The organism is Bifidobacterium scaligerum (assembly GCF_002802865.1).
Taxonomy (GTDB): Bacteria; Actinomycetota; Actinomycetes; order Actinomycetales; family Bifidobacteriaceae; genus Bifidobacterium; species Bifidobacterium scaligerum.
The window spans coordinates 317,688-339,221 of the sequence record NZ_PGLQ01000002.1 but is presented as its reverse complement, the minus strand read 5'-3'; the positions used below and the strand labels follow the sequence as shown (position 1 = coordinate 339,221).

Below are 21,534 nucleotides of genomic sequence, written 5' to 3'. Positions count from 1 at the left end.
GTCGCGGGACGCAACGGTCAAGAGATGATGACGGATGCACGTTTGCCCATAGCCTGAGCAAGTGCGTCAAGGGTCCGGATGGATGGGCTGATTCGAGCTTTCTCGATTCGGTTAATGGTGCTACGAGAAATATGCGAGAGCGATGCAAGCTGTTCTTGGGAGAGTCCTGCTTCTTCGCGTGCACGCATAAGCGCCACGGCTGCATCAAGTCGACGGCTCTCCTCCTCGATTTCCTCTCGCGCGATAGGATCGTCCTTGGCTTTTGCGAAATGCTGCTCGAAACTCATGGTAGGCATAATCAGTGCTCCTCACCGTTTCATGAAAAGAACCACGTTCACCATCCTCGGTATCAATCACGAGAGATAGCTTTGCGACAATATGAGACTGTAGCAGATTTGCCTCTTTTTGTGCTGCGTCAAAGAAGACGGTGGAAATGTACAACCAAAGTGGCGTAAAATGTACAGTCAGAATGGTGTAAAATGTAAGATGAAAATGGTGTAAAATGTAAGATAGGGTCGGGGATATGACGCTCAAGCCAGATGAATACAGGCCGAGGCTGCTTGATGCGCCTGTTTTGAAAATGCTCAACGTGTTTGGAGCAGTGCAGATCGATGGTGCGAAATGGTGCGGCAAAACATGGTGCGCGCTGTCGCATGCCAATAGTGTTACCGGGCTTGATGATTATCGTGTTCGTCCTTTAGCCGAAGCCGATCCCACCATGTCGCTTATCGGAGATCAGCCACACCTGATTGACGAGTGGCAGACTGTTCCTGCTGTACGTGATGCCGTCCGTCATGCAATTGATCAGACAGCCAATCGTGCCGGACAATACCTGCTCACTGGGTCAAGCGCTCCTCCATTGGAGCAGTATGAGCATAGCGGAGCCGGACGGATTGCTCATTTGCGTATGCGTCCAATGAGCTTGTATGAGCAGAGTCTTTCCACAGGTACGGTCTCGTTGCGGGGATTGTTTGAGGGGGATTTCGAACCTGCATCCACACAAACGTCATTGGCGCAAATCGCGGAGTGGACTTGCCGCGGAGGTTGGCCGGCCTCGCTAGACAGCGACATTGAAAGCGCTCTATATATTCCGCAGCAGTATCTTGAAGCTGTATGCGAAGATAATGCGCCTCGAATGGGGAAAAACCCGGAACTGACACGACGCATCATTATGTCTCTGGCCCGTAACAACACGAAAGCCGCGACCGTAAAAACGTTGAGCCGAGACCTGTATGCGGCTGACGAGGCATCTGACGCTGAGCCGGCTCGATCCACTACTACCAGTTATGTTGACATGTTGATTCGTGAATTCCTTATTGAGGAATTGCCGAGTTGGGATGCTCCTATCAAAGCGCGGAACCGAATGCGTGTGAAGTCCAAACGTTATTTCGTGGATCCTTCACTTGCGGTTTCGGCATTGGGTATTAATCCTTCTCGATTGCTGACTAATGGTCAGGTCTTCGGAGACATGTTCGAAAATCTGGTGATTCGTGACCTGCTGGTTTATACCTCTGCTTGGGTTGGCATCGAGCGTCCTAAAGTCTATTTCTATCGCGATGACAAGGGTCTGGAGGCAGATGCCATTATTGAATTGGCGGATGGCCGATGGGCTGCAGTCGAAATCAAGCTCGGTGAGAACAAAGCTCAGGAAGGTATAGATTCACTTATCAAAGTGCGGGATACCATCATGGCCAACCCCTACTCGCAGCAGCAAGAGCCATCCTTCCTTATGGTGATTGTTGGCAATGGTGTATTTGCCAGAAAAACACCGGAAGGTGTATACGTGGTGCCGATCACGTTACTCGGAGCCTGATCGGATTGACTGCGAGTCTAAGCATCGTGGGTTCTTTAGAACAGCCCTACAGTTCAGGCGGTGGAAAATGTACCACCGAAGTGGTGGAAAATGTAAAGTCAGAATGGTGTAAAATGTACAATCGCTCTGACTATGCAGCGATATTGCGAAGCGATTACCTCACACAGATGGATTCGCCGAGACGGGTGTTCCGACCCCAGTCGGCGGCGCTTACACCACTCTTTACCTTGTATTCTGGTCTTAATAAGTTTCAGTACTGTGGGTCCAGTCGGGCATGTGAAGCTTGAACGGCTAGGGGCGGCTCGTCGATTGCTTAGCGCAGTACCAGCTGATGGTCAAAGATTTCGGCGCTGACCTTGGAGGGAATCATGCGCCATCCAAGATGGGAGAGATCCCGGTGCGAGGTGGTGTAGCCGCGCATCCATTCAAAGCATTGCTGGGTTTGGATGGCGTCGCTTAAGGCACGGTGTTCCTCGTTGTCGGCAATGCCGAATCGCACGATCAGATCGGCCAGACGATGATGCCGATGTTCCGGGAACAGCACACGGCTGATCTGCATGGTGTCATAATCCATACAGGCAAATGGGATACCGGCTACATGCTGCGCATTGTATTCCAAGAACCGCAGATCGAAGCTGACATTATGACCCACAATCGGTTCAGGGGTGGATCCGTCCAATGGCTCGGCCAGCCAGTCGATAAATTGGGGGAGCACATCGTCAATGGGATCCTGATTGGCCACCATCGCGTCGCTGATACCGGTCAATGCAGTGATCTGCCGCGGAATCGGGCGACGGGGGTTAATGAGCTGCTGGAACTGGTCCACGATTTTGCCGTTGCGTACGCGAACGGCACCGATTTCCGTTATGGCGCAACGGTTCGGGTACAGGCCGGTGGTTTCCAGATCGAGGGTCACATAGTTCAGTGGGAAACCGGCGCGATCATCCGTTATACGCTGAATCGAATTGGTGAGGGGGCCAGCGGTGCCGCTCTCGTATTCGTGGTCTGTAGGTGGGACTCCGAATACGCCAATATTGGAAGTGCTCACTGGTGCTCCTTGCCGTGGGGACGATGCTTCGACTTATTGTAGCGGCACGGCACGGTGGACGGTAAAAATTTACCGGGGTCTTCATGATGCAGATATATTGGTGTGCAGTTGATTTGAGAACTGTGGCGTTGGGCCGATCTGATCGTCATGGCGTGTTGTCTGGACGACACGGCCTGGCTATGCTAACTGCATCGACTGTTGCATCACGAGTGCGGAAGGAGGCTGTATGAAGCGGATTGTGGCTGGCATTGTGGCGCATGTGGATGCCGGTAAGACGACGCTGTCCGAGGCGCTGCTCTACAGCAGTGGTGAGATTCGCAAGCTGGGCCGAGTGGACCACGGCGATGCTTTTCTGGATACGAATGTGTTGGAAAAGGCTCGTGGCATCACCATCTTCGCTCATCAGGCGCTTGTAGAGCATCGTGATATGCGTCTGACGTTGCTGGACACCCCGGGCCACGTCGATTTCGGTGCGGAAACCGAACGGGTGCTGCGGGTATTGGACTATGCGATTCTGGTGGTGTCTGGTACGGATGGTGTGCAGGGGCATACGGAAACCCTGTGGCGGTTGCTCGCACGATATGAAGTGCCGACGTTCATCTTCGTCAACAAATGCGATACGGATGGCTTCGATCGCGACAGGATACTGATGCAGCTGCGTCAGCGATTTGGTGATGCGGTGTTCGCGTTGCCTGCGATTACGCGAGACGCTCAGACCTCAAACGTGCAGCCGCTGGGCCGGATCGTGCCATTCGGGGATGCGGCTGAGGACGTGGCCACGTTGGACGAACAGGCGATGGATGAGTATCTGGAATCCGGCGCATTGACGGTGGGGCGTGTGCAGTCGATGATCGCTGCGCGTAGCCTGTTCCCGGTGTTCTTCGGTTCCGCCCTGAAGCTGGATGGCATCGAGGAATTCCTGGATGGTTTGGAGCAGTTCACGGCCGAGACGCAATGGCCGGAGTTGTTTGGTGCGCGGGTGTTCAAAATCGCGCATGATGCGCAGCATAACCGTATGACCTGGCTGAGAGTGACCGGTGGAACGTTGAAAGCCAAAGAGGTGATCGATGTCGGAGACGAATCCGAGAAGATCGATCAGGTGCGCGTATATAACGGTGCGAAATTCGAAACGGTTACCGAAGTGCCGGCGGGAGCGGTATGTGCAGTGACCGGTCTGAACGGTACGTTCCCCGGCGAAGGATTGGGTGCGGAACCGAATGCGGAATCTCCGTCGCTGCAGCCGGTGCTGACCTATACCGTACTGCCCGAAGGAGCGGCGGCACAGGCCGCTGATCATGGCGCCGAATCGTCAAGCGAGGTCACTGATGAGAGCGGCGACGAACCGGCGTCGGCCTCTCAGCCGATAGCGCGCCGTCCGGCATTCGATGATTTGACTTTGCACAAGGTCATCGCGGCGTTGCGGGAATTGGAGGATGAGGATCCTCTGCTGCATGTGGTGTGGGTGGAGCGTCTGCAAGAGATTCATGTGCAGCTGATGGGTGCCGTTCAGCTGGAAATCGTCCAGCAGACGCTCCACTCCAGATTCGGTTTGGACGTGGAGTTCAGTCCCGGTTCCATTCTCTATAGGGAAACCATTACCGCGCCGATTGAAGGCGTAGGGCATTTCGAACCGCTGAGGCATTACGCCGAAGCGCATATTCGGCTGGAACCAGGCGAGCCGGGCAGCGGCATTGTCGTCTCGTCAGTGCTGTCGGAAAACGAGTTGGATCGCAGCTGGCAGCGGCTTATTCTCACGCATCTGACAGAACGGGAGCATCTTGGCGTATTGGTCGGAGCCCCATTGACCGATATTCGGATGACTCTGGTGGCCGGCAAGGCGCATCTCAAACATACCGAGGGCGGTGACTTCCGTCAGGCCACATATCGTGCGATCCGCCAAGGGCTGATGGAGTTGCACGCCGGGGTGAGTGGTCATCCGTCCACGCCTGTGGATCAGCGTCCAGATACCTCCGGCATCGGGAATTGCCGGCTTTTGGAACCTTGGTACCAGTTCCGTCTGGAAGTGCCGGCGGACATGATCGGACGGGCCATGAGTGACATTCAACGGATGAGCGGCGCATTCGACCCGCCAACGGAGGATGGTTCCTATGCACTGATCGAAGGAACCGCACCGGTTTCCGAAATGCGCGATTACGCGATGGACGTGAACCGCTATACGCATGGTCATGGCCGCTTCTCCGCCACCTTCGGCGGTTACCGCCCCTGCCATGACGAGGAACGCGTGGTTCGCGAGTGCGCATATGATCCCGAATCGGATCTGGACAATACGCCAGATTCCGTATTCTGCGCCCATGGTGCCGGCTACCCCGTCAAATGGTACAAAGTGCCCGAATTCATGCATCTTCCTTATGCCGCGGATTGAGCAAGGCGGCGCGGCGAATGGAACCTGTCGGCGGACGATCTGTGTACTGGACCTTTGGTGGGCGCTCGTGAGCGTTCTGATAAGCGTTTGATTGATCAGGGTACACCCGGCCGAGCAAAAAGCAGACATTGGGGAGAGCGGGCGCGGCCGGTATTCGGGTGCGGGGGATGCCGTGGCCGCATGTGCGAGTAGGATAACCGACCGTGGCTCAGACTCAGGTGCATCAGGCAATACGACGGGCGTCGGCAGACGCGAAATACCGGCAGATGACCGAACAGCCGATTCCCTCCCTGATCCTGACGTTGAGCGTGCCGGCGGTGATCTCCAATCTGGTGACCACTGCATATAATCTCACCGACACATTCTTTATCGGGCAGCTCGGCACTGCGCAATCCGGAGCCATTGGCATCGCCTTCTCCATCATGACGATTCTTCAGGCGCTGGGCTTTTTCTGCGGCAACGGTGCAGGCAATTCGATGAGCCGTGAACTCGGCAAACGCAACAACGAGCGTGCATCCAGACTGCTGGCCATCGGATTCGTGGCGGCGTTCTCTTTTGGTCTTGTGGTCGCCATCATCTGCTTGGCCACCTTGCGCCCTCTGGTCGTGATGCTCGGCTCCACGGAGACCATCGCACCATATGCCGTGCAATATCTGACACCGATTCTTGTGGCCGCACCATGCGTGTGCGGCTCCTTCGCATTGAACGGATTGCTGCGCTATCAAGGTCAATCGGCGTTCGGCATGATCGGTCTGGTCACCGGATCGCTGCTCAACTTCATGTTGGCACCGTTGTTCATCTTCGTGCTGGACATGGGCATTTTCGGTGCCGGACTGGCCACCGGTATCTGTCAGAGCGTGAGTTTCGTGATTCTCGTCGTCATGAGTGCGCGATTCGGCGTATTGAAGCTTTCGCTGCGCAATTTCAAACCCGATCCGCTGCTGCTGCGCGAGATTCTCGGCGGCGGCCTTCCCTCGTTGGTCCGCCAGTCCGCTGGCTCGATCGCCACTACTTGCGTCAACATTGCCGCCAACCCGTTCGGGGATGCGGCGATCGCCGGCATGGCCATCGTGATGCGCATTATGCTCGGCGTCAACTCGGTGATCGTCGGCCTCGGGCAGGGCTTCCAACCGGTATGCGGATACAACTACGGTGCCGGCAAATTCAGCCGCGTACGTGAAGGATTCTGGTTCTGCGTGTGGCTCGCCACCGGCGTGCTGGTAGCGCTGTCCATAGCGATCTGGGTCGGCGCGCCTCAGCTCGTGGAAATCTTCCGCTCCGATCCTGCCGTAGTGTCGGTCGGCGTGGCGGCATTGCACTTCGAATGTTTGACGGCATGGACGAACGGCGTCAACATGATGGGCAATATGATGAGCCAGACCATGGGCAAAACCGGTATCGCATCATTCCTGGCGGTATGCCGCACCGGCCTGTATCTGGCACCGCTGGTGCTTGTCCTGCCGTATTTCATCGGCCTGACCGGCGTGGTGGTCGCCCAATCCATCGCCGACATGATGACGTTCGTCACCACGATTCCGTTCCTGCGGTATCTGCTGGGCAACGTTCTTGGGCAACGTCGTACGCAGGGTGCGCAACGGTCTTGACCTCCGGCGGACCGGTGCCTAACGGCCAACGGATACGGTATCGGCATCACGAGCAATACGAGCACCGCAATCGCAATACTACGAGTAAGAGAAACAGGAGGAGATGGACATGGGCCAGTTCGGCGTCATGATCGGCCAACTGGTCGGATTCCTGATCATGCTGATGGTCGGCTACGGGTGCGTGCGTCTGCGGTTCTACGGCAAGGTGGCGCTTGACGGCATGTGCTCGCTGCTGCTTAACGTGCTGATCCCCGTGCTGGTGTTCTCGAACGCCGTGGACGGTACGAATCGCGCACAGTTGTTCGCCAACCGTGGCGTGATGCTGCTGACTGCCATCATGTATGGTCTGCTGATATTGGCGTTCGCCATCGTGGCACGGCTGCTGCGTCTGCATGGTTCCCGCAGCCATATATTCCAAGCTTCGCTGATTTTCGGCAACGCCGGTTTCATCGGCATTCCATTGGTTATGGCACTGTTTGCGCATGAAGGTGCCATTTATGTGGCGTTGATGTCGTTGGTCGATCAGGCATTGCTGTGGACATACGGCGTATGGCTGTGCGAACCGGTGTCCGATCATGAACACCTCGCCCCTCACCGCACGAATCCGTTCGCATCATTGCGCGACGACCTGCTGAATCTGGCGAAGCGTTTCGTGAATCCCGCCTTCATCGGTGTGATGATTGCGCTGGCATTGATTTTGCTTGGCATACGCGTGCCCGAACTGATCTTGAAACCGTTGCATACCATCGGAGGCATGGCCACGCCGATGTCGCTGATTTATCTCGGTGGCCTGTTCGCGCTGACGCGCTGGTGGGGCGTATTGAAACGCTACGAATTGTATGTGGGATTGGTGACCAAGATGATCGCCTTCCCGCTCGGATTCTATGCGTTGCTGACCGCGCTCGCCGCCGTCTGCCCGTGGCTGCCGGTCACCCATGACATGATATTGATGATGACTGTTATTGCCGGCTTGCCGACGATGACCACGATCGCGATGTTCACCGGCCGGAAAAACAACATGCCCGACTACGCCGTCGGTTTTGTACTGGTGAGCACCTTGTTCTCGCTGGTTTCACTCACCATCGTCTCCGCCGTCGTATTCTGACGTTTTGCGCTGGTCTTGCGATCAGTGAGTTGTTGTCGATAGCGTCGCTATGACATAAACGAATGTGCGCTGGTACTCCCTGCGGTGTTCCGCAGTCGGGTATCAGCGCACATTCACATATGTTGTGAGCGGAAGCGGTCTGAAGATATCAGAGTGCGATATCAGAGTGCACCGAAGCCCACGGCATGCTTGGTCTCGGAGCCGATGACGGCGTAGCCCAGCGCCTTGGCCGGCACGATGATACGACGACCCTTATCGTCGGTCAGATCAATCGATTCGCCGTCGTTCACGGCGCGGGCGATGGCGGCACCAACCTGATCCGCCGAGTCGTCGGTGCTGAAATTCACCGGACGTGCAACGTTCTGGATGCCCAGTTCAATATCCATGATGATTGTGTTCCTTTTCCTTGAGTTGTTCTTTGAATGGTTACGGTCGGGAAAGATGCTGTACCCCGTCAATGGGAAGAGGCTTTCGCAGGGCCGATGACGCTTACCTGGACAGCGGGTTGCCCTCGCTGTCATAACCGTCCAGTCCGGCGCGTGCATCGCGCAGGGCGCGCTCCTCGCGCTCCAACAGTGGGATTACCGTGGTCTGCGCGTCGGGAGAGCTATGCGATCCGTGCCAAAGATTGCTGGAGGTAGTCGCATTGACCGGTTGCGTGGGGCGTGCATCGGTGGTGGCGTTCGCCGCACGTCGAGTGCCCGTTGCGGTGCCGGTGGCGTCGATGGTGCCTGTTGCGGGTCCGCTGGCCTTGGCTTCCTTGACCGCGCCGGATTGCGCATCGTTCATGTCGATAAGCTCCTTCAGTGTGATCGTCACAGAGGAGGAGCCGGCCGCGGTATATGCGGCGGAGGACTCGACGGCGTTCGGCGTCTGGACCCGACTGCTGCCGGTTTTGTCGGACGCGCTGTAGGGCATGGCGGTTTGTGGATGATTGTCGGTGCGATCCGCTGCCTCGGCACCGGTCACGTCCACGTCTCCGGCTGCCACGATTTCAGCGGAACCGGTTTTATCCGGATCCGGCGTATCATCGTTCGGCTGGGCAATCGTAGCGGCGGTCTGCATGGGGGAGACCGGTCGCGTGGCGGATGCCGGCTGTGTAGCGGCCGGCTGCACGGTTTGCGTGGCGGAAGCGGAACGCGAAGCTTGCGGCTGTGCGGAGGCAGGGCGCTGCTGGTCCTGCAGCAATGCGCCTACGGTGATGGTGGAGGGGGAGCCGGGCTTGGCCGCCGCCCCCGCGGCCGGAACCGTGGTGGCGGTCTCATGACGCATAACGCCCAGCTGATGTGCCAGACGCTCCACCTGAGCCTTGAACTGGACGATACGGTCGTTGTCCGCACGATTCAGCGCCTGAATGAAATCGCCCACCTGCTCCATCTGCAGCCACAGGTTGGCCCTGAGCATGATGAGATCGTCGAGCCGGGAGCCCATCATGCGTCCGTATGCGGAAAGCACGGCATTGCGGTGGTTCTCATCGAGTTTGCCGAAAATCCACGCCAGATCGCGCGCAGGGTCGTTCACCTGCATGTCCTGCCAATTGGTCACCGCAGTGATGGTGGAGTTGGAGAACAGGAAGTCACCGTCGCTGAAACCGCCATGCACCGTGCATGTGGTGAAGGACCACAATCCTTCGGTTTCCATGATGCGTGCCCAACTGTCCGTAATCTCGGTCGGCACATGCCCCGCATTGCGTAGTCGGCGAATCCATGCAGTCAGCTGCGCACGAATCTGCCCGGTGGTGAACACCGGGTATTTGGCGGCGGACAGGAATGCGGGGGAGAGCCGATGAATGGCTCCGATTGCAGTGCCGACGGCGGTGCAATCATCCAAAGTCAGCAAATCGAGCGAACGCGCTTCGCCATCGTTATGCGTGGTCACCATCACGGTGGTTTCACCGGTGGGACCGGGCTTCTTCGCGGCGCGCGGCGTCTCATCCTCTTGCCGGGCTTGCCGGCCGAGCGCCTGTGCGGTGGCGGTCTGACCCGGCTGCGAAACATCTCCCCGGGCGAAAGCGATGACATGATCCAGCTCAAAGCCGAGTCCACCGGGCTCTCGCGCCGCATCCAAGGTCTGTGCGGCCTTCACTCGGCGAATCAGACGGGACCGCCCCTCCTTGGTGGTGGTGGCATATACGTCGTACGACTTGCCAGAGGCGTCCTGAACCACGGTCTGATCGATGCCGTTGGCTTCATCGGTCGCGCTGGGCTGTACGTTCGCGCGCACGCCGGACACTCCCAGATTCGGCAGAACCGCCGAGGCAAGCGCCGCCAACATATATTCGCTACGTTTCATCACCCTTCCACACTAATACATGCCGTGTCTTCGTGACACGTTCTGTAAGACGTATGGACGGTTCGCGTCACGGTTTCCATGCCACAATGGAAGGTATGGAACAGGTGCAGGGGATTCTTGAAGGGCTTGACGATCAACAGCGCAAGGCGGTGACCACGCTGCACGGACCTGTGCGCATCATCGCCGGAGCCGGAGCCGGCAAGACCAGAACGGTGACGAGACGCATCGCCTACGCCTGTGCCACCGGGGCGTGGAAGCCCGAACGGGTTCTTGCCGTGACCTTCTCGGTGAAGGCTGCGGCGGAAATGCGTGCGCGTTTGGAACAGCTCGGTGTGGCAGGTTCGACCGGTGGCCTCGCCGAGGGAGGCGGCCGAGGCGTGACCGCGGCGACGTTCCACTCCGCGGCGTTGCGCCAGCTCAATGAGGTATGGACGGACGTATGCGAAGCGCCGTTCCCTCATCTGATCGAGGATCAGCGCGATGTAGTATCTCGCGCGATCACGCGCGCCACGGCGATTGCGGATATCGATCCGCTGATCGTGCGCGATGTACTTGCCGAAATCAATTGGGCCAAGATCTCGCTGGTGCCGGTTGACGATTATGCGCGTATCGCCGCGATGGTTGGCCGCCAGAATCCGGCAGGTCTTGACCCGGCGAAGTTCGCTGACGTCTATGCGGCGTACGAGCAGGAGAAGACATCCCGAGGGGAAATTGATTTTGATGACATTCTGCTGCTGGTGTGTCATATCATGGATGACTTTCCCGATGAGGCCGCTCGCATACGTGCTTCGATCGGATGGCTGACCGTCGACGAGTATCAGGATGTCTCTCCGTTGCAGCATCGGTTATTGAGACTCTGGCTCGGCGGGGGAGCCGAGGACGATCGGGTGCTGAATCGCAATATCTGCGTGGTGGGGGATCCGGCGCAGACGATTTATTCGTTCGCTGGCGCATCCAGTTGGGATCTGCTGCAATTCGGCGAGGAATTCGGCCCGCTGGCCGCGGATATCAATCTCAATACGGATTACCGTTCGACTCCGGAAGTGGTGACCTTGGCGAATCGGGTACTTGCCTCGGCACCGGATCGTGGTGATTATCTCCGTCTTGTTTCGGCCCGGGAGCCAGGACGCCGCGTAGGGAGAATCGCCTATGACACCGATCTGCAAGAGGCGCAAGGAGTGGCCGCGCGCATAGCTCGTCTGATCGCGCAGGGAGCGAAGCCTTCCGATTGCGCGATCCTGACGCGCATCAACGCGCAGCAAGCGGCGTTCGTTTCGGCGCTGAGAGCCTTGGGGATCAAATGCCGGGTGCGTCGGGATTCAGGATGGCAGTCAACGGCTTTGGCCGATGAAATGGCTTCCAAACGCGCTTTGCTGGAGGCCATGGGATTGGATCCGTCCGGCATGAGGCAAGATGACGACCCGGGCGTGACGATCTCCACGATTCATGCGGCAAAGGGTCTGGAGTTCAAGCATGTGTTCCTGATCGGTTGTTCCGAAGGACTGCTGCCGTTTGGAGCGCCTGAGTCGTCAGAGGCGCTGGAAGAGGAGCGAAGGCTCATGTATGTGGGCATTACGCGTGCGGAAGACAGTCTGCAACTCTCGTATGCGAAAACCAAAGATGGATATGGCGCACAGCAACGGAGGCCTTCGCGCTTTCTATGAACTGAAAACTGTGGGCGATGAGGGACTCGAACCCCCGACATCCACCGTGTAAAGGTGGCGCTCTAACCAACTGAGCTAATCGCCCGCAAGTGACCACAGTACCGTATGGGCGGCACAGCGACACGCTGAAACGCACACAAAATCACATTATTCAGGTCACATCTCGACTTCACGAGGTGGCCTGAACGTCCGTAACGGCGTACGCCTATGGTCCTTACGGTTTTATGGGCTGACGATGACCTATGGTCGTGGTGACTTGCCCGGACCGGTCAGCGGCCTTTGCCGAAGGCGCGCAGACGAATGCCGTTCCAATCGGGGCTGACCGTCAACGGCGTGGCTGCGTTCATGCCTGCAGTCTGTGCCGCGGATTGCACGGTGGAGGAGCCGGGAGCGCCGGGACGACCAGGCTTGGGGGTCAAAATCCACATCGGACCATCCTGCCCCAGTACCGAATAGGCATCGACGATGGTGTCGGACAGTTCGTCCTCATCGTCGCCGTCACGCCACCACACGATGACGCCATCCACGGCGGAGTCGTAGTCCTCGTCTACGAGTTCCTCGCCCGTGAGCTTCTCGATCTGTGCGCGCACGGAGTCGTCCACGTCATCGTCCCAGAGCCATTCCTGGACGATGTCGCCGGGTTTGAATCCGAATTCTTCAGCCTTTTGTGATGCGGTTTGATTCACAGGGGACACATTAGCAAGTCTTGGCGAACAAATGCGTTAACTCGGCCGAAAAACTTCGCAATGTGGGCAGAGGAATGAAAGGCGGAAGCGGCATGCATGGTTTGTGCGGCTTCTCAGGCGGTGCAGTGCGGCAGATCATCGCCCTGCCCCTTGCCGATGGCGACCAATGCCTGATACGCCTCGTCCAGTGTGGAGACTTTCACGTCGCGCAGTCCATCGGGCACATGGCCGACCACGGATGAGCAGTTCGCCTCAGGGGCCAGGAACCATGTGGCACCGTCTCGTTTGGCCCCGAGCATTTTGAGCCGTATGCCGCCGATGCTGCCCACCTTGCCCTGCTTGTCGATGGTGCCGGTGCCTGCGATGGTCAGACCTCCGCTTTCCGTGGCCGGTGTGAGCTTATCGATCAGTCCCAACGTATACATCATGCCTGCGGATGGGCCGCCGATGCTGTCAACATGCATGGTCACCTTGGCCTTGGCCAGAGCATCGGCATCTACGCCAAGTTCTTGCGCATGCTCGCGGACGTAACGCAGCCCCACCTCGCTGGCCTCATCCTGAGAGCCGGTCATATCGTCGTCGATCTGTTGCCGGTATTCATCGGCGGTCTGCCCCACCGGCACGACTGCCTCCTGGGGCATCACCTCCACGTGAGGATTGGCCCATCCCCATACAGCCTGTGCGTTGATGATCGGATATCCGGGTACGCCTGAGGCACTGACCGTGACTAACAGCAGTTTGCCGGAATCGCGATAGGTAGTCACTCCTTTGCCCTGTACCGCAATGACCTCTTCGCCGGATGCCTTGCCCAGCACATTCTGCGTAGGACCGGGCATTTCGATGACGTAAGAGCTGGGCAGCAGCAGAATCACCATGCCAAGTACCACAGCGAACAGGCCGGCGAGATGGCGTATCGACCGTGCTGCGAAATAATCGCGAATGTGGTGAAGGAAACCTTTGAGACGTTCAACCATACGCAACAGTGTATGCGTAATGTATCCGCCGGAAGGAAAACGCAGACTCGATCGTTTTCGGGCTTGGCCGGCAGCGAACGGCGAGACAACCCCCTACACTTGTGGTAACACCGCTGAGCAAAGAAGGATGCGCATGGATGACAACGCGATTCACGAATGGCTGATCAAATGCTTCGGCCCGATTCAAGGCGAAATGGCCTGGCAGCAGATCAGCCAGTTGCCGGATTCGATTCGCGAGCAACTGATGAGTCAGGATCCCAGCCGTCTGCCTGACCCCAGTGAAGTGCAGCAGATGATGGCCGCATTCACCGCCGGCGGATTGAACACCATGGGCGATATGCAGCGCACCGTGGAGGAAGGACCGATCAACGTCAAGCTCGCAAAGTCGCTGGCATTGCAACGTGCCAATGCTTCAGGATCGAGCTCCAGCGTATCCGCGTTGGACGGTGAGGCGGCGCGTCGAGCGATGAGCGAGGCGAACCTGTGGCTGGACACCGCCTGCGCCTTCGACCCGGCACCGGGGGAGCCGGATGTGCTGACTCGTCAGGCTTGGGTGGAAGGCACCATCGACCAGTGGGCCAAATTCGCCGCACCCGTGGCCGAGTCGATGAATGAGGCGCTCGCATCAGTGATCTCAGACCGATTGGGCGGCATGCTGGGCGAAGGTGAGATCTCCGGCATGTTCGCCGGGCCGGTTCCGATTCCGATTCCTGACGGTATGAAGGATCCTGCACAATTGATCAAGCTGCTCGGCAATACCTCGTTCGCCATGCAATTGGGCCATGCGGCCGGCGATCTGAGCCGCGAAGTGCATGGCAGCTTCGATCAGGGCATTGCATTGCTGAAGAACCCCGCAGGCGGGCTGATCGCGCAGAACGCCATCGAATACTCGGCATTGCTCAATGGTGATCGACCGGCGGATGAAGCATCCGCCGGTGATGTCCCATCCTCCAACGCCGATGCGCATCGGGCTCCGATCGGCTTCACTTCCGCCAAGAAGGACATGCCCGAGGACGCGGATCATGTGCGTATCGATGCGGATGGTGAAGCAGCCGCATTTGAGGACGCGCTCAACGGATTCGGTGCCACTGAGCGCATTCCGGAATCAGAAGTGCTTTCATTCCTCGCCCTGCAGGAGATGGCCCATTCCCGGCTGTATGCATCCGTGCCGTGGCTGATGCCGCGATTCGAGGCGCTGATCGGCAAATATGCGCGCGGCATCTCCATCGATTTGGATGCCATGGAGGAGCAGCTGCGCGATGCGGTGTCGATGGATCCGGAATCCATCTCCGGTGCCGTGAACCTTACCAAGGTCGGTATTCCGGATACGCCGGAACAGCGTGAGGCGCTCGCTTCGCTTGAATCGTTGCTGGCCATGGTGGAAGGCTGGGTTGATTGCGTGGTATGGCGTGCCGGTATGGCGCATTTGCCGCATATCGAACAGCTGCGTGAGATGATGCGTCGCGAACGAGCCATGGGAGGACCTGCGGAGCGTACGTTCGAAAGTCTGCTCGGCCTGAAGCTTCGCCCCAAGCGCATGCGTGAGGCCGCAGGGCTGTGGGAGATGATCACCTCCGCCGAAGGCTCCGATGCGCGCGATGGTAAATGGGCGCACCCCGACCTGTTGCCGGTATTGGCGGCGGACGGTTCAGGTGCCGGTGCGGGCACCGGTGCCGTCGCTGGTGCGGCTGGTTCCAATGCGGCTGGTTCTGGTGCCGGCCCAGTCCATCCCTCCGCTGAGGGGGCATCGGATGCCATCGATTGGGACGCGGAGCTCTCCAAGCTGCTCGACGGCGATGACGGGGAGGATGCGAAGAACGACACGGGAACCGATGCCGACCGATGATTTACGGTCTTGGCGGGTCGCGTGATTGGGCCAAGCCGACGGATTGCGTCGCAATAGTCACGTAAAGTTGTGCTGGAGTGTATTTATCCAGCAGGAGGTTGAAGAGCCGATGGCGCAGGAACTTCGTGAAGGGGACGCTAAGACGGGCATCGCCCGCGCAGGCAAGCGCAAGTGGGGTTACGACCCCGAGCAGGTGGATGCTTTTCTGGAGCGAGCCCATGCCTTGTATGACAGTGACGGCGTCAAGCTCACCCAGCATGACATTCAGGACGTTTCCTTCGATGTGAAGAAAAACGGTTATGTTATCGCTCAGGTGGATGCCGCGCTCGGCCGGCTGGAGCGAGCGGTTGTGGACAAGCAGACCACATGGGAGATCGCGCAATTCGGCCGCGTGACATGGAAAGCCACGACGGAGAAGCTGTATCGTGAGGTGCAGTCCCACGCGGAACGTGCCGAACGTGAACGGTTCAAGCCGGGAGCGCCCAAGCAGCCTTCGTACGACAAGAAGCAGGTGGACCGCCTCGTCGATCAGATTGTCGACAAAGCAGCCGCGTCTCTGGGCATTGACGGCGTGAGCGAAGCGGATGTGCGCGCATTGGCGGATTTGAATGCCAACACGGTGAACAATGTGGTGTTCACGCAGCGTAAAGGCAAGCGCGGCTATGACGAACGTCAGGTCGATTACTTCCTGAATTCCTGCGTGCAGCTGCTCAGCCGATTGGAATCCTATGCGCGCGTGGCCGACTATGTTTCCGGTGAACCTGCGTCGACGCCATCTGCGTCGGCTTCCGTCCCGGCACCGTCTGCGAACGCCGACAGTGTTCCCTCGCTGTTCGCGGCTGGGGCGCAGCCGCCTGCTGCGGATGTCCGTCCTACGGCCACTCCTGCAACGGACCATGATGATTCGTTTGACGCGCTGCATCAGGCTGAGCGAAATCTGTTTGCAGCCCCGGCTCCGACTTCGCCGGTAGCGGCGGCACCCGCCGCAACCGTTGCCGCGGCGGCCCCAGTGGCGGCCCCTGTTGCAGTGCCTCCCTCCTTTGCTCCCCAGACGGCAACATCGTCATCTGCGTCTGCTGGCACGCCGTACGCTGCCGCACAGCCGCCGGTGGCCCATCCGGGACCTGTTCCGGAACACAAGATTGCACCCGTGACGCCTGCGGCCGAGCCTGTTGCGACACCGAGCGCAGTGCCTGCACCATCCACCGCAACGCAACCGGTGAGCTTCGCTCCGTCGCAGCCCACACAAGAATCGTCCATCTTCGATGCCCATACCGACAATGCCGGTCAGAGTGATTCTTCATTGGCCGCGCTGGCCCATATGGCAGAGATTTCACAGGAGATTCCTGTGGTGAACACCCAGTCGTTCACTCCCAAGCTGCCGGATCTCGGTTCGCCGCAGCTGAAGCTCAGCGATCTTCCCGAGCCCATCGCACCGGTGGCTGCTCCGTCTGCGCCGTTTGCCGCTCCGGCAGGTTCCTCGGCCGACCGCTCGGCCGGCGAGACCACTGCTCCGGCACATGCCTATGCCGGTTCCTCCGCTTCGGTGCAGCCTGTCGAGCACACTCCGGAGCACAAGTCTGCCGTGCCTGTCGCTGAACCTGAACCCGAGTCGCAGGTTGAGCAGCCTGAGGCAAAGCCCGAGGAACCGAAACATGACAGCGCCGCCGCCAACCCGTTCGCGATGCTGTTCCCGATGAGCAGCGATCTTGACACGGAGATTCCGGACCTGTCATTCCCCACTCTGAACGATTCGACAAAGAAGGGACGTTGAGCGTGACCCGCACCTCTACGGTGGTGATTCTTGGCTCCACCGGTTCTATCGGCACTCAAGGGCTGGATGTTATCAGCCGTCATCCTGAACGGTTCGTCGTCACAGGACTTGCCGCCGGAGGAGCGCATGTTGAGTTGCTCGCCCGCCAAGCCGCGCAATTCCATGTGCCGCGGGTGGCGATATTCGACCAGGCCAAGGTTCCCGCACTGCGCGAGGCCCTGGCTCAGGCCGGCGCGCAAGATGTTGCCGTCAGCGCCGGCCGCGAGGCGGTTGTCGCGATGGCCGGTTCTGGTGCGGATGTCGTACTCAATGGCATCACCGGCTCCATTGGCCTTGAACCGTCCATCGCCGCGTTGCGAGCCTCATCCCAGTTGGCGTTGGCCAACAAGGAATCCGTAGTGGCCGGCGGCCATCTGCTGTTTGACTCGCAGGTGCGTGCCAACCAAATCAATCCGGTGGATTCCGAACATTCCGCAATCTGGCAGTCGCTGCGTTCCGGTACCCATGCCGAAGTCGCCAAACTGGTGGTTACGGCTTCGGGCGGGCCGTTCCGTGGCTGGCATCGTGCCGATATGGCTCAGATCACCCCGGAACAGGCGCTGCATCACCCCACATGGAACATGGGGCCGGTGGTGACCATCAATTCCTCGACCCTGATGAACAAAGGGTTGGAAGTCATCGAAGCATCCCGTCTGTTTGACATACCCCCGGACCGTATCGCCGTGACCGTGCATCCGCAATCCATCGTGCATTCCATGGTTGAATTTGTTGACGGTGCCACGATTTGTCAGGCCTCGCCGCCCGACATGCGTCTGCCCATCGCTTTGGGACTATCCGCACCGGAGCGAATGGACAATGTGGCGGCGGCATGCGATTGGACACAGGCCGCTTCGTGGACATTTGAGCCGTTGGATGACGAGGCGTTCCCGGCCGTTCAGCTGGCACGGCATTGCCTGAGCGCTTCCGAGAAGCATGCGGCGGTGCTCAATGCCGCCAACGAACAGGCGGTTCACGCGTTCCTGGATCACCGCTTGCCATATCTCGGCATTGTCGATACTGTCAAAGCGGTGCTTGACGAGATGGATGCTGAACTGCGTGGCAATCCGTTGTTTGCGGACGTGGAGGAAATGAACCAGATCGAATTGGAAGCACGTCGTCTGGCCGACGATCTGATAGACAAGCAATGATGAATACCTTGAATATGGAAAAACCCATTGACAAACCGTTCCGCAAAACCGGCAATCCGATCGAGCTGACCAGCGAATCGCCATTACATCCGCGGCGCAAGTCGCGTCGCATCATGGTCGGACCGGTGCCGGTTGGCGGTGGCGCGCCCATCTCCGTGCAGTCGATGACCAATACGCTCACTGCCAACGTGCCGGCGACGCTCCAGCAGATCGCTGAACTGACCGCAGCCGGATGCGACATCGTTCGAGTCGCAGTGCCCAGTCAGGACGATGCGGACGCTTTGCCGGAGATCTGCCGGAAGTCGCCGATTCCTGTTATCGCAGACATTCACTTCCAATCCAAGTACGTGTTTCAGGCCATTGATGCCGGTTGCGCTGCGGTGCGCGTGAACCCCGGCAATATCCGTAAGTTCGACGAAGTAGGTCCCTCCATTTGCAAGGCCGCTACGGATGCCGGCATCTCCTTGCGCATCGGTGTGAACGCCGGTTCGCTCGACAAGGAGCTCTACGCCAAATACGGTGGACCCACCCCTGAGGCGCTTGTAGCTTCCGCTCTCAAGGAAGCGCATATGTTCGAAGATGTGGGCTTCCATGACTTCAAGATCTCCGTCAAGCACCATGACGTGATCACCATGGTGGAAACGTATCGTCTGCTTGCCTCTAAAGGCGACTGGCCGTTGCATCTCGGCGTCACCGAAGCCGGTCCCGCCTGGCAGGGCACCATCAAATCCTGCCTTGCTTTTGGCGCGTTGCTTGCCGAAGGCATCGGCGACACGATTCGCGTGTCCCTTTCCGCGCCTCCGGTCGAAGAGGTCAAGGTGGGCTGCAAGCTTTTGGAGTACATGGGGCTGCGTCCGCGCAAGTTCGACATCATCTCCTGCCCGAGCTGCGGCCGCGCCCAAGTGGATGTGATTCAGCTCGCCTCCGCAGTGACCGAAGGATTGAAGGATGTGACCGCGCCGATTCGCGTGGCCGTGATGGGTTGTATCGTCAACGGACCCGGCGAGGCGCGAGAGGCTGACCTCGGCGTGGCTTCCGGCAACGGCAAAGGCCAGATCTTCATCAAGGGCAAGGTTGTCGAAACCGTGCCTGAAGACCAGATCGTGGAAACATTGCTCACCAAGGCCCAAGAGATCGCCGCCCAGATGGAAGCGGACGGACAGGTTCCTGCCGGCTCCACCGGCCCGGTTGTCGTGCCGATCCAGCACCCGAACCGCTGACCCGATCCGACGTTTTCTTTTTTCCGCAGCAAGATGCCCGGCGGCGAGCCCAGTTGTTCGCCGCCAACGTAACGGCCCGACGCAGCAGGGTAGGGCCGGTGCCTACAATGGGCTGCGTGTCGAATCAGGAATCATCACCAACATCCCAGCCATGGACCCGTGGCCATCGGTTGATGGTGAGTCTGCCTATCTTCGTGATACTGTTCGGCATTCTCGTCACGATTTCGAATCTGACCACCGTGCCGTGGAATATCGAACCCACCGGACAGACCATGGCAACTCTGACCGACGATACTGCCGTCACTTTCGCCAATTCATCCGGCGAGGTTCTGCCGACCAAAGGCACCTACGAAGTCACCGAACGATACGTGACGTTGAACATTGCGCGAGATGGGTCCTTAAGCAACGAAACCGGCGTGCGCAATACGGCGGGCGAGAACGGCGTCCAAGCAGTCAAGGTGCTGATTCGTGAGCCCCGAACCGAATCGGGCAACACGACCGGCACGCTGCCCGCCGTTGTGTTCATGCACGGAGCCGGTTACGGCACCTGCGACAACTCATTCGGCGATGTCGCCACAGACCTTGCCTCAGCCGGATTCGTCACCGCCGTGCTCGACAAGCCGGTATGGAACACCACCGACATCACCCGCGACTATCCGGCTTCCGCAAAGGCATACGATCAGGTCATCAAATACCTGCGCGGGCTGGACAGCGTAGATGACTCCAAGGTCGGCATTTATGCCACCTCCGAATCCACATGGATTTCCTCATATCTGCTTGCCGACGATCCGAAGATCGCCTTCCAGATCCTCTTGAGTCCGATGGTGTTCTCTCCCCGGCAATCCTTGGGATTCTTCGTCACGCAGGATTTCACGCTTGCCGGCGCGCATGACGGTTACCAGTCCATTGTCCAGCGCGTGTTCAGCGCCGATACCGGCATGCTGGGGCTCGGCAATCTCGATATCCACACCTTGAATCCCACGGCCTATGCAATCCCCACGTATGTTGCCTATGGTTCCAAGGATGTGATGACCGCGCAAGTGGATGGCGTACGTGCGATTCTGCATGAAGCGCATCAGGCTGACAATTGGGACGTCACTGTGCGCAGCTATCCGGTCGCCAATCATGTGCTGCGTCTCGGCGACGAATCCGAATCCGGAACGCCGTTCGCCGACGCCTATGTGAGCGACCTGATCGATTGGTCCGTAGGAACCTCGCGAGGGTTGAAACAGACCAGCGAACGGGTGGCGGGAGCCAATCTCTACCAGTCGATCGGACTGCCCGGCGCGTTGCAGCCGCGGCCGGTCGGCACCGTATACGGACTGGTCATTCACGTGACGATGCTATTGCTGCTCTGTGCTTCGGCGGTGCTCGCGTTGATCGCTTTGGCACGTGTACTGCGTGTGCGGGCGCGATGGCGGCGTGCTGCACGTGACGCACGTGACGGGCATGGACATGGCGGTGCGATTGCCGGCAAGCCGAGTGCGCTTGGCTTTGCGCATGGATTCGGCAACGCGCTGCTGACCTTGACCTTGACCACCATGGCCACGCTGCTGGTTTTCTTCGCCGGTCTGGGGCAGGTGATCATGGGAGTGGTGCATCTTGCCTGGGGTGCGGCGCCGAGCGAAGAACCCGGCGTCATGTACTGGAGCTGGCCGGTGATCCAAGTGGTGTCCATCATGGTGATCTGGGCATGGTCCCGTGTGTTCATGCGGCTGATCGAGGTCGCCTCAATGCGCGGACTTATCCAATGGCCGCCGCGCAAAGGGGCGGTGCGCGGCATCATCACCGGTGCCGAACCGGTACTTGCCTCCACTCGGCTTGGACGTGTGTTGTTCTGGCTGGTCACGGTTACGATGCTGTATGTGTTGCTGTTCTTCGCGTTCTGGGGACTGTTCGTGTACTGAGCTGTGTCGATGGCAGCCGACTCGTATACCG

Annotated in this window: 16 protein-coding genes and 1 tRNA gene; 10 read left to right on the top strand and 7 right to left on the bottom strand. The window is 58.9% G+C overall.

Annotated elements, in window-relative coordinates:
• Window positions 1-17: 17 nt before the first annotated feature.
• Window positions 18-296: a helix-turn-helix domain-containing protein gene (locus tag CUU80_RS04540; RefSeq protein WP_243388636.1), complete on the bottom strand. Its 279-nt coding sequence runs from the start codon at window positions 294-296 to the stop codon at window positions 18-20.
• Window positions 297-523: 227 nt separating this feature from the next.
• Here CUU80_RS04540 and CUU80_RS04535 point away from each other — a divergent pair, with 227 nt between their 5' ends.
• Complete coding sequence (locus CUU80_RS04535; RefSeq protein WP_243388635.1) at window positions 524-1,813, top strand: ATP-binding protein; 1,290 nt, start codon at window positions 524-526, stop codon at window positions 1,811-1,813.
• 313 nt (window positions 1,814-2,126) lie between these two features.
• Here the strand turns inward: CUU80_RS04535 and CUU80_RS04530 are convergent, their stop codons facing one another.
• Window positions 2,127-2,861 (bottom strand): 3'-5' exonuclease, encoded by a 735-nt coding sequence (locus CUU80_RS04530; protein WP_439329966.1) that lies wholly within the window; start codon window positions 2,859-2,861, stop codon window positions 2,127-2,129.
• 226 nt (window positions 2,862-3,087) lie between these two features.
• Here CUU80_RS04530 and CUU80_RS04525 point away from each other — a divergent pair, with 226 nt between their 5' ends.
• The 3 genes from CUU80_RS04525 to CUU80_RS04515 all read left to right on the top strand — a co-directional run bounded on the left by CUU80_RS04525 (window position 3,088) and on the right by CUU80_RS04515 (window position 7,953).
• Complete coding sequence (locus tag CUU80_RS04525; RefSeq protein ID WP_100496167.1) at window positions 3,088-5,244, top strand: GTP-binding protein; 2,157 nt, start codon at window positions 3,088-3,090, stop codon at window positions 5,242-5,244.
• A gap of 266 nt (window positions 5,245-5,510) precedes the next feature.
• Window positions 5,511-6,848 carry an MATE family efflux transporter gene (locus tag CUU80_RS04520; protein WP_100496166.1) on the top strand — a complete coding sequence of 446 codons (1,338 nt, stop codon included), beginning with the start codon at window positions 5,511-5,513 and terminating at the stop codon, window positions 6,846-6,848.
• Window positions 6,849-6,957: 109 nt separating this feature from the next.
• A complete protein-coding gene (locus tag CUU80_RS04515; RefSeq protein WP_100496165.1) occupies window positions 6,958-7,953 on the top strand; it encodes an AEC family transporter in 996 nt (331 codons plus the stop codon).
• A 161-nt stretch (window positions 7,954-8,114) separates the two neighbouring features.
• Here CUU80_RS04515 and CUU80_RS04510 read toward each other — a convergent pair whose 3' ends face one another.
• Window positions 8,115-8,339 carry a DUF3107 domain-containing protein gene (locus tag CUU80_RS04510; protein WP_100496164.1) on the bottom strand — a complete coding sequence of 75 codons (225 nt, stop codon included), beginning with the start codon at window positions 8,337-8,339 and terminating at the stop codon, window positions 8,115-8,117.
• A 103-nt stretch (window positions 8,340-8,442) separates the two neighbouring features.
• Window positions 8,443-10,245, bottom strand: coding sequence for a phosphotransferase (locus tag CUU80_RS04505; protein WP_100496163.1), 1,803 nt, complete (start codon window positions 10,243-10,245; stop codon window positions 8,443-8,445).
• Between the two features lie 95 nt (window positions 10,246-10,340).
• Here CUU80_RS04505 and CUU80_RS04500 point away from each other — a divergent pair, with 95 nt between their 5' ends.
• Complete coding sequence (locus CUU80_RS04500; RefSeq protein ID WP_100496162.1) at window positions 10,341-11,909, top strand: ATP-dependent helicase; 1,569 nt, start codon at window positions 10,341-10,343, stop codon at window positions 11,907-11,909.
• Window positions 11,910-11,920: 11 nt separating this feature from the next.
• Here CUU80_RS04500 and CUU80_RS04495 read toward each other — a convergent pair.
• From CUU80_RS04495 to CUU80_RS04485, 3 genes are all read right to left on the bottom strand, one after another.
• Window positions 11,921-11,994 (bottom strand) — tRNA-Val (locus tag CUU80_RS04495).
• 184 nt (window positions 11,995-12,178) lie between these two features.
• Entirely contained in the window at window positions 12,179-12,595 is a 417-nt protein-coding gene (locus CUU80_RS04490; protein WP_100496161.1) for a DUF3052 domain-containing protein, read from the bottom strand.
• A gap of 113 nt (window positions 12,596-12,708) precedes the next feature.
• A complete protein-coding gene (locus CUU80_RS04485; RefSeq protein ID WP_100496160.1) occupies window positions 12,709-13,569 on the bottom strand; it encodes a YlbL family protein in 861 nt (286 codons plus the stop codon).
• A 133-nt stretch (window positions 13,570-13,702) separates the two neighbouring features.
• Between CUU80_RS04485 and CUU80_RS04480 the strand changes: the two genes are divergently transcribed.
• The 5 genes from CUU80_RS04480 (at window position 13,703) to CUU80_RS04460 (ending at window position 21,503) form a co-directional block, all read left to right on the top strand.
• A complete protein-coding gene (locus tag CUU80_RS04480; protein WP_100496159.1) occupies window positions 13,703-15,415 on the top strand; it encodes a zinc-dependent metalloprotease in 1,713 nt (570 codons plus the stop codon).
• 109 nt (window positions 15,416-15,524) lie between these two features.
• Window positions 15,525-17,189, top strand: coding sequence for a DivIVA domain-containing protein (locus tag CUU80_RS04475; RefSeq protein WP_100496158.1), 1,665 nt, complete (start codon window positions 15,525-15,527; stop codon window positions 17,187-17,189).
• Window positions 17,186-18,376 carry a 1-deoxy-D-xylulose-5-phosphate reductoisomerase gene (gene dxr / locus CUU80_RS04470; protein WP_100496157.1) on the top strand — a complete coding sequence of 397 codons (1,191 nt, stop codon included), beginning with the start codon at window positions 17,186-17,188 and terminating at the stop codon, window positions 18,374-18,376. Before CUU80_RS04475 ends, dxr begins: the two co-directional genes overlap by 4 nt.
• A complete protein-coding gene (gene ispG, locus CUU80_RS04465) occupies window positions 18,373-19,596 on the top strand; it encodes a flavodoxin-dependent (E)-4-hydroxy-3-methylbut-2-enyl-diphosphate synthase (protein WP_165775828.1) in 1,224 nt (407 codons plus the stop codon). The genes dxr and ispG overlap by 4 nt, the downstream gene beginning before the upstream one ends.
• A 173-nt stretch (window positions 19,597-19,769) precedes the next feature.
• Window positions 19,770-21,503, top strand: coding sequence for an alpha/beta hydrolase family protein (locus CUU80_RS04460; RefSeq protein ID WP_205832491.1), 1,734 nt, complete (start codon window positions 19,770-19,772; stop codon window positions 21,501-21,503).
• Window positions 21,504-21,534: the final 31 nt, after the last annotated feature.

Bases quoted from the DNA above. Each gene is read 5' to 3' on its own strand.
- CUU80_RS04540 (WP_243388636.1), bottom strand. From the start codon at position 296: ATGCCTACCATGAGTTTCGAGCAGCATTTCGCAAAAGCCAAGGACGAT.
- CUU80_RS04535 (WP_243388635.1), top strand. From the start codon at position 524: ATGACGCTCAAGCCAGATGAATACAGGCCGAGGCTGCTTGATGCGCCT.
- CUU80_RS04525 (WP_100496167.1), top strand. From the start codon at position 3,088: ATGAAGCGGATTGTGGCTGGCATTGTGGCGCATGTGGATGCCGGTAAG.
- CUU80_RS04520 (WP_100496166.1), top strand. From the start codon at position 5,511: ATGACCGAACAGCCGATTCCCTCCCTGATCCTGACGTTGAGCGTGCCG.
- CUU80_RS04515 (WP_100496165.1), top strand. From the start codon at position 6,958: ATGGGCCAGTTCGGCGTCATGATCGGCCAACTGGTCGGATTCCTGATC.
- CUU80_RS04510 (WP_100496164.1), bottom strand. From the start codon at position 8,339: ATGGATATTGAACTGGGCATCCAGAACGTTGCACGTCCGGTGAATTTC.
- CUU80_RS04505 (WP_100496163.1), bottom strand. From the start codon at position 10,245: ATGAAACGTAGCGAATATATGTTGGCGGCGCTTGCCTCGGCGGTTCTG.
- CUU80_RS04500 (WP_100496162.1), top strand. From the start codon at position 10,341: ATGGAACAGGTGCAGGGGATTCTTGAAGGGCTTGACGATCAACAGCGC.
- CUU80_RS04485 (WP_100496160.1), bottom strand. From the start codon at position 13,569: ATGGTTGAACGTCTCAAAGGTTTCCTTCACCACATTCGCGATTATTTC.
- CUU80_RS04480 (WP_100496159.1), top strand. From the start codon at position 13,703: ATGGATGACAACGCGATTCACGAATGGCTGATCAAATGCTTCGGCCCG.
- CUU80_RS04475 (WP_100496158.1), top strand. From the start codon at position 15,525: ATGGCGCAGGAACTTCGTGAAGGGGACGCTAAGACGGGCATCGCCCGC.
- ispG (WP_165775828.1), top strand. From the start codon at position 18,373: ATGATGAATACCTTGAATATGGAAAAACCCATTGACAAACCGTTCCGC.
- CUU80_RS04460 (WP_205832491.1), top strand. From the start codon at position 19,770: ATGGTGAGTCTGCCTATCTTCGTGATACTGTTCGGCATTCTCGTCACG.